The sequence below is a fragment of the Prosthecobacter sp. genome (assembly GCF_020439865.1).
GTDB lineage: Bacteria > Verrucomicrobiota > Verrucomicrobiia > Verrucomicrobiales > Verrucomicrobiaceae > Prosthecobacter.
This window is the reverse complement of record NZ_JAGRPF010000106.1, coordinates 1-7,431: the sequence shown is the minus strand read 5'-3', so window position 1 is coordinate 7,431 and position 7,431 is coordinate 1. Positions and strand designations below refer to the sequence as shown.

Below are 7,431 nucleotides of genomic sequence, written 5' to 3'. Positions count from 1 at the left end.
GAAGATGCGGTAGCGGTTCTTCGGTCGGCAGAACATCACGTATTCCTGTCGGGCGCTGTCATAGACAATGCTGTTCAGCGTGTCGCTCGGGAGCTGGCAGACGAGTGTGTCGCTGCTCTCGTCCCAATGAATGCCGTCCTGCGATCCCACGACGCGAATGCCGTTGTTGCCGCGGTTCGCAGCGGACGTGCGGTAAGTCAGCACATACTTGAAGCCACGCCTGTCTGCCTCCGGCAGTTGCAGGATCTGTGGTCCGCTCGCACGCGAGTTGCGGATGCCTTGGAAGACGATGTTGTTGTCTTTGCTGCCTTTCCATTCATGCAGGCCGAGTTTGGGCAGCTCCCATGTCACACCGTCCTTCGACTCTGCGTAGGCGATCGCATAGAGCGTTTTCGATTCGTCCTCCGGATTGGTGCCGGTCCACTTGTGTGTCTGATACCACATGCGAAATACACCAGCCTGCTCGTCCTTCGCCACGTTCACAAAACCCGCCTCACCCGTGAACAACGGATTGCCGGCGTGCTTCACTGGCGCATGAAACACGCGCAGCACCGCCTCGCGCTTCTGCTTCAGCGCCCAGCGATTGTCCACCATGTGATCGTCGATGAAAAACTGCGGCGTGTCGCCGATCTCGACCGGTTCCGTCGGCGGCGGTGCGGCAAAGAGCATGCCGGTCGTGAGTGCGCACAGGACGGCGAAGGGGGCGGCATTCATGGTCGGCGGTGGGAAACGCGAGGGGAGGAGTTTTCTTCCACCTGGCATCCGGGCCGCAGAAGAGAGGCATGCCGACGAGACCATGCGCTGGATCTAACGCTGGCGCCTAACCGCCCTGCACCGGCGGCATGATCGCGACTTCACCGCCGTCATGGAGCTGCGCATCGCGTTTCACGTAAGTTTGGTCGAGGGCGAGCAGCAGGCTGTTCTGCCAGTCGCGCAGCTTCGGCCAGCGGGATTCGATTTGAGCGAGAAGATCGGTCATCGTGCTGCCTGCGGGGAGTTCGAGCGCGATTTCATCGGTGCTGGTGATGTCGCGCAAAACGGAGAAGAACAGCACGCGCAGCTTCATGACGGCTTGTTGGGGTTCAGGATGCCGATGCAGGGCAGATTGCGGAAGCGGCCCTGGTAGTCCATGCCGTAGCCGACGACGAACTCGTCGTCGATCTCAAACCCGGCGTCGTCGAGCGGCACGTCGCGGAGGCGCTGGCGGCGTTTGCTGAGCAGGACGCAGGTGCGCAGCGAGGCGGGCTGTTCGGCGAGGATGCGCTTGGAGATGATGTCGAGCGTGAGGCCGGTGTCGAGAATGTCATCGAGCAGCAGCACGTCTTGATCACGTAGCTCGATATTTGCAGGCCAGTTGACTTTTACCTCGCCGCTCGTGTCGGTGCCGCCCTGATAGCTGCTGGCGCTGAGGGTGAACAGCCGCACGGGGATTTCCAGACCGCGCAGCAGGTCGGCCACGAAGAACAGGCCGCCGTCCATCAGCGCCACGACGGTGACGACCTTGCCGGCGAGTTCGACATTCAATCGTGCCGCCATCTCCGTCACGCGCGTGCTGATCTGCGCGGGCGTGAGCAGGATGCGTTCGAGGTCTTGGATGACGCCGGTGACGGAGGATGACATGGGACAAAAGAGTGCGCAAAAGGCCAAAGCTGACGTAGCGAAGGCCGCGCGGCACGCGTTTCTTGTAACTCGCATGAACCCGACTGACAAACCGAACCTGCCTGACCTGCGCGTGAGTTACGATCAGGGCGAACTCGACGAGCACAGCGCCCCGGCCGACCCCGTGGAACTCTTCACGCATTGGATCAACGACGCCCTCGCGCATCGTCTGCCAGAGCCGAACGCCTTCAGTTTGGCCACGAACGGCCTCGACGGTACGCCGACGGTGCGCACGGTCCTTTTGAAGGGCATCGACGAGCGCGGCTTTCACTTTTACACGAACTACGAAAGCCGGAAGGGCCAGGAGATCGCAGCCAATGCGCGAGTAGCAGCCTGCTTCCTGTGGACGGACCGGCATCATCAGGTCTGCCTGAAGGGAACCATGTCGAAGCTGGAGCGTGCGGATGCCGAGGCGTATTTCGCCAGCCGGCCCTACGGGCATCAAATCGGCGCCTGGGTTTCCCAGCAAAGCGTGGTCATATCTGGCCGCGAGTGGCTGGAGCAGCGGGATGCCGAGATGAAGGCGAAGTATCCCGAAGGCAGCGTGCCCTGCCCGCCTTTCTGGGGCGGCTACACGCTGCTGCCGGATGAAATGGAGTTCTGGCAGGGCCGCGTGAGCCGTTTGCACGACCGCATCCGCTACCGCAAAGAGGGCGGTGTGTGGGTGAAGGTGCGCCTGAGCCCGTGAGAGTGAGAAAAAGCTCAACTCGCCGCTTGCCTTTCGGTATTTTCAGTTTCTAGTGAAAACGTGAGCGACGAACTACCACCCTGGGAAAAGGCACGAGAGGAATTCGTGGCCCAGTGGGGCTCGCTTGGCACCCAGTGGGGCATCAATCGCACGATGGCGATGATTCACGCCCTGCTCATGACCGCCCCGGAGCCGATGTGCACGGACGAGGTCATGGAGAAGCTGCAGATCAGCCGCGGCAACGCCCACACCAACCTCAAGGACCTCGTCGGCTGGAATCTCGTGCGCATCATCACCAAGAAGGGCGACCGCAAGGAGTACTTCGAGGCCGAGAAGGACGTCTGGAAGATTTTCATCACCATCTCGAAGGAGCGCAAACGCCGCGAGATCGAGCCCGCCATCCGGCTTTTGCGCGACTGTGCTGCGCAGACCAAAGACGAAACGATCGGCCCCGGCCGTGATTTCCACCAGCAGATGAAGGACCTCGACGAGTTCCTCAGCTTCGGGGTCAAAGTCGGCGACACCGTCATCTCCATGAAACACGCTTCTGCCCTCCAGTGGGCCATGCGCCTCCTCAGCTGATCTTTTCACGCCCATATGTTTCAGGAAATACTGAAAATTCAGAACAAACCTAAACCACACACCACCATGAACGAAACCGTCATCAGCTACACTCTCTACCTCATCCTCGCCGTCACTATGACGGTCTGGGTGGCGCGCACTCTGCACAAAAACGGTCGCATCTTCCTCGTCGACTGCTTCCGCGGGAACACGGATCTCGCCGACAGCGTCAATCACCTGCTCGTCGTCGGCTTTTACCTCATTAACATCGGCTTTGTCTCGCTGTATCTCAAAACGACCGAGGAGATCGCCGGTGCCCGCGGCGTCTTCGAGGCGCTCAGCGGAAAGATGGGCGTCGTGCTGCTGGTCCTCGGCGGCATGCACTTCTTCAATCTCTACGTCTTCACCAAGATGCGCCGTCGCGCGACGCTCGCGAACCTTCCTCCGCCGGTTCCGGCGATGAACCGCATCAGCAAGGCGCATGATGTCCTCGACACGCTGTGAAAACCTTCGGTCATAAAGTGAAGCTCTCGTTTCTCGCGATGTTGTGCGGCTGGATCGCCTGCAACATCGCCTGGTGGGTAGGAGCCATTCCAGGCATGGATGCGACGGCGCTTCAGCATCTGGACATCCGCCAAACCGCCATCTTCGTGATCATGGTCGGCGTTTATACCGCAGTCGTCATCGTGATGGCTTGGGCGGCGATCTTCCTGCCGGTCGATCTCTGCCTGAGTGATGATTCGAAGCTGCGCCAGCCGAAGGTGGCAGCGCTGTTCGGATTCCTTGTAGCGTTCTCAATCGTGGCGGCGGTGTACGGCTATGCCTCATGGACGAACAGCTTCTGGAGCACATTGGGCAACGCCGCCCTGCCCTACGCTCTCGGCACCTGCGCCACCGGCAGCGTGGCGGCCTATGTCCGCGCACGGATGGATCAACCCAAGCGCCACACAAGATGAACACACTCACCATTTTTTACGATGCCCGCTGCGGACTCTGCTCGCGATTCCGCCGCTGGATGATGGATCAGCCGGCCTATGTGCGGCTCGATTTCATTCCGTATGACTCGCCACAGGCAGTGAAACGCTGCCCCGAGCTGCCGAACCTGCGTGCCGATCAGGAAATCGTCGTCATGAGCGATGACGGATCGCTCTGGCAGGGCGCTGCGGCGTGGGTCACCTGCCTGTGGGCCTTGTGCGAATATCGCGAGTGGTCGCTGCGTCTCGCCAGCCCAGGCATGCAGCAGATCGCGCGTCGCGTCGTGCATTGGATTTCCAGCAATCGGATCAAGCTTTCGCACCTCCTGCACCTGCGCAGCGATGACGCGCTGAGGGAACAAATCACCGAGGCAGGCTGTGACAACGGCGCCTGCGCAATCAAGCCATGAACGCATCTCCTAAAGCGAAGAGCACCGACGAGCAAAAGCTCGTCGTCCACTCGTGGATCGGTGTCGTCGTTTTGGGATCTGGCGTGCTGATCATTCTGTCAGCGGCGTGGGCCGGAACACCTTGGATTCGCATGTGGCTTCTGGCGGCGGGCGTCTATTTCACCGTCAAGGCTCTCGTTCTGATGAGGACGCCCAGTGCTGTCGCAGACACCGTTCGGTGGCTTCTGTTCTGTCCCACACTCAGCCTCGCCGGGTTCACTCGCAGAATCAGCGAAGGTTCTCATCGCGCCCTCCGGCTCGCGCTGGCTGGATTGATGGATCTCACCTTCGGCGCCGCGTTGCTGTGGATCGTCGCACGTCAGTTTGCCGACACGCCCCTCGTGGCGGCATGGGTCGGCATGACGGGGCTCATCTTCATGATGCACTTCGGCGGGTTTCATCTGATCACGGCCTTTTGGATGTGTATGGGCCGGGCCACCGAGCCTTTGATGCAATGTCCCATCGCAGCCGTGTCACTCGCCGACTTTTGGGGCCGCCGATGGAACACCGCCTTTCGGGATGCGATGAACCTGCTTGTGTTCCGGCCAGTGGCAGGTCGTTGGAATGCGCGAGCGGCACAGTGGTCGGTCTTCCTGCTCTCTGGTCTGCTGCATGAGCTGGTCGTCTCCCTGCCCGCGGGCGGAGGCTGGGGTGGGCCCACGTTGTATTTTTTCCTCCAGGCATTCGGCATTGAACTGGGGCGCCGCCTTCGCATTCCACGTGGCATCGCCAGCCGGCTGTGGGCGCTGGCATTCCTGCTGACGCCTGTGGGCCTTCTGTTTCACACACCCTTCATCCACCGGGTGATGCTTCCCTTTTTTCAAACCCTCAAAGCACTGCCATGAATCTCGAAACACTGCTCATTCTCGCCGGACTCGGACACTTCGGTATCCTCATCGCCAGCCTGCTGACACCCAAGGCGCTCGACTGGAAAACTCATCTCGCGCCACTGCATCCGTTTCTGCGCACCCTGTTCTGGGTCTATGGGGTGTTCATCGTGCTCACCATCACGGGCTTCGGCGTGCTTACGCTGCTGAATGCAAAAGCGATGGCTGCCGGTGATCCCGTCGCCCGTTCGCTGGCCGCCTTCATCGCCGTCTTTTGGTCGGCGCGGCTGTTTGTGCAGTTCTTCGTGTTCGACGCCCGTGAATTCCTCACCACCACCACCGCACGCAAGCTTGGCTACCACACGCTGACGGTCGCCTTCATCGCCCAGGCTGCGGTTTACATCCTCGCGGCGCTCCAACCTCTCTGGGACCACGCTTGAAGCCAAACCCCTCAACACGATGAACGCCGCCACACTCATTCTTTGCCTCAAAGTCGCCGCATTCGGCCAGATCATCATCGCCGTTCTCGGTCTCTTCATCGCGCGAATGCTCGACTGGAAAGAGGCCATCTCGAACATGCCGCTGCTCGTGCGCGAGGTGTTTCAAATCCACGGCTGGTTCATCTCCCTCACGCTTCTCATTTTCGGCACGCTGACCTGGCGATTCGCTCCCGACCTCGCCGGCGGCACACACGAGTTTCTCCGCTGGTTCGCCGCAGGTGTCGGCATCTTCTGGGGCATGCGCTGCATGATGCAATGGACGCACTACAGCTCGGTGCATTGGCGTGGGATCGCGGATCGCACGGCGATTCATTGGATCCTGTTTCTTAGCTACGCTGCATTCACCGTCACCTATTTGAAAGCCGCGCTGGAGTGATGAAACTCGAAACGCCATCGCGCCTCCATTCATGGCAGCCAAGTGCGGCCGGGCGCGAGCGGCTTCTGGCCTGTCGCGGTGATCCATTGTTTTACGCCGACTGGCTGGACGCGGTGTTTCTGCACTTCGAAACGGATCCTGTCGTGCTTCAACGTGAAGTCCCCTGGCCGCTCGATTTGTTCGAAGGGCGCGCGTTTGTCAGCCTCGTCGCCTTCACCATGCGGGATCTGCGACCGCGACTCGGCGGCAGGCTCGCGGCCTTGCCCTTCAAACCGATCGCCACGCACGAATTTCTCAATGTGCGGGTGTATGTGAAACACGGGGGCGAGCCGGGAATTCATTTCCTCGCTGAATGGGTGCCGAATGCATTGAGCGTGGCGCTGGGACCCGTGGTATTCGGGCTGCCGTATCGGCTGGGCACCTTGCGCTATGACCATGGCCTCCACAGCAGTTCGGTGAACGGATGCGTGGAAGATGCGCGAAGTGGCAAGGCCTTCGCCTACACCTGCACGGCGGATGCGGACACAGTTCATCGGCCCTGCGAGGCAGGCTCGCTCGACGAGTTTCTGGTGGAGCGCTACACGGCATTCACCAGTGTCGGACTGCCGGGCTTTGGACCAAAGCGACTGCTGCGCCGGTTTTTCCGCATCTGGCATCCGCCTTGGCCACTGATACCGCTGCGGGCGGAGATCGAAGATCTCGGTTTGCTGTCACTCACAGGAAACTGGAGCCGTCATGCGCGGCTGGTCAGTGCACATCATTCGCCCGGCGTGGAAAACGTGTGCATGAGCCGACCGCATCTTCTGTTGGGTGGAAACGCGGCTTGAACAAAAGCCACCGCCTGCGCTGTAATGCCTGCATGCTGCTCTTTCGTTGTCTGGCCATCGTTGTCGCGTCCGCTTCTCTTCTGCACGCTGCCGAAGACAAGATGCGATTGGTTCGTGAATCGGATGCGCTGACGCCGGAGCAGGAGCGCGCAGGCTTTCATGTGCCGGAGGGCTTCACGGTGCAACTCTTCGCCAGCGAGCCGATGATCAACAAGCCGATCAACATGGCCTTCGACGCACGCGGCCGCTTGTGGGTGTCATCGACCGTCGAGTATCCGTATTCCGCCGACAAATCGCGCTGGTCGGACGAGAAGGGGACGCGCGTCAAAGACAGCCGCGATGCGATCAAGATCCTCGAAGACACCGATGGCGATGGCAAGGCCGACAAGGTCACCGACTTCGCCGATGGCCTCAACATTCCCACTGGCGTGCTGCCCTGGCACAAACCGGAACACAAGGCCGGCTGCATCGCGTGGAGCATCCCGAACATCTGGTACTTCGCCGACACCGATGGCGATGACAAAGCAGACGTACGCGAGGTGCTCTTCGGCCCGCTCGGCTATGAAAAGG

12 protein-coding genes and 1 pseudogene are annotated in these 7,431 nt (G+C 60.7%); 10 read left to right on the top strand and 3 right to left on the bottom strand.

Annotated features, from left to right (window positions below; all coding sequences use genetic code 11):
- From KDL09_RS11975 to KDL09_RS11965, 3 genes are all read right to left on the bottom strand, one after another.
- On the bottom strand, positions 1–714 hold a 714-nt coding region (locus KDL09_RS11975), incomplete at its 3' end, for a hypothetical protein (RefSeq protein WP_294385149.1).
- Positions 715–820: 106 nt separating this feature from the next.
- Positions 821–1,066 carry a MoaD/ThiS family protein gene (locus KDL09_RS11970; RefSeq protein WP_294385146.1) on the bottom strand — a complete coding sequence of 82 codons (246 nt, stop codon included), beginning with the start codon at positions 1,064–1,066 and terminating at the stop codon, positions 821–823.
- Positions 1,063–1,620, bottom strand: coding sequence for a phosphoribosyltransferase family protein (locus KDL09_RS11965; protein WP_294385143.1), 558 nt, complete (start codon positions 1,618–1,620; stop codon positions 1,063–1,065). The genes KDL09_RS11970 and KDL09_RS11965 overlap by 4 nt, the downstream gene beginning before the upstream one ends.
- A gap of 73 nt (positions 1,621–1,693) precedes the next feature.
- On the opposite strand from KDL09_RS11965, the gene pdxH reads away from it, so the two are divergent.
- From pdxH to KDL09_RS11915, 10 genes and pseudogenes are all read left to right on the top strand, one after another.
- The gene (gene pdxH, locus KDL09_RS11960) at positions 1,694–2,347 is read left to right on the top strand and encodes a pyridoxamine 5'-phosphate oxidase (RefSeq protein WP_294385139.1); all 654 of its coding nucleotides are present in this window, start codon (positions 1,694–1,696) and stop codon (positions 2,345–2,347) included.
- Positions 2,348–2,407: 60 nt separating this feature from the next.
- Positions 2,408–2,929, top strand: coding sequence for a transcriptional regulator (locus tag KDL09_RS11955; protein ID WP_294385137.1), 522 nt, complete (start codon positions 2,408–2,410; stop codon positions 2,927–2,929).
- A gap of 66 nt (positions 2,930–2,995) precedes the next feature.
- Entirely contained in the window at positions 2,996–3,412 is a 417-nt protein-coding gene (locus tag KDL09_RS11950) for a hypothetical protein (RefSeq protein WP_294385134.1), read from the top strand.
- The gene (locus KDL09_RS11945) at positions 3,409–3,864 is read left to right on the top strand and encodes a hypothetical protein (protein WP_294385132.1); all 456 of its coding nucleotides are present in this window, start codon (positions 3,409–3,411) and stop codon (positions 3,862–3,864) included. The genes KDL09_RS11950 and KDL09_RS11945 overlap by 4 nt, the downstream gene beginning before the upstream one ends.
- A complete protein-coding gene (locus tag KDL09_RS11940) occupies positions 3,861–4,292 on the top strand; it encodes a DUF393 domain-containing protein (RefSeq protein WP_294385129.1) in 432 nt (143 codons plus the stop codon). Before KDL09_RS11945 ends, KDL09_RS11940 begins: the two co-directional genes overlap by 4 nt.
- The gene (locus KDL09_RS11935) at positions 4,289–5,176 is read left to right on the top strand and encodes an MBOAT family protein (RefSeq protein ID WP_294385126.1); all 888 of its coding nucleotides are present in this window, start codon (positions 4,289–4,291) and stop codon (positions 5,174–5,176) included. The genes KDL09_RS11940 and KDL09_RS11935 overlap by 4 nt, the downstream gene beginning before the upstream one ends.
- Positions 5,173–5,598, top strand: a complete 426-nt coding sequence (locus tag KDL09_RS11930) for a hypothetical protein (protein WP_294385119.1) — start codon at positions 5,173–5,175, stop codon at positions 5,596–5,598. Before KDL09_RS11935 ends, KDL09_RS11930 begins: the two co-directional genes overlap by 4 nt.
- A 19-nt stretch (positions 5,599–5,617) precedes the next feature.
- Positions 5,618–6,034 (top strand): hypothetical protein, encoded by a 417-nt coding sequence (locus KDL09_RS11925; protein WP_294385116.1) that lies wholly within the window; start codon positions 5,618–5,620, stop codon positions 6,032–6,034.
- Positions 6,034–6,861 (top strand): DUF2071 domain-containing protein, encoded by an 828-nt coding sequence (locus KDL09_RS11920; RefSeq protein ID WP_294385115.1) that lies wholly within the window; start codon positions 6,034–6,036, stop codon positions 6,859–6,861. Before KDL09_RS11925 ends, KDL09_RS11920 begins: the two co-directional genes overlap by 1 nt.
- A gap of 32 nt (positions 6,862–6,893) precedes the next feature.
- A pseudogene (locus KDL09_RS11915) lies at positions 6,894–7,431 on the top strand (hypothetical protein); the annotation flags it as partial.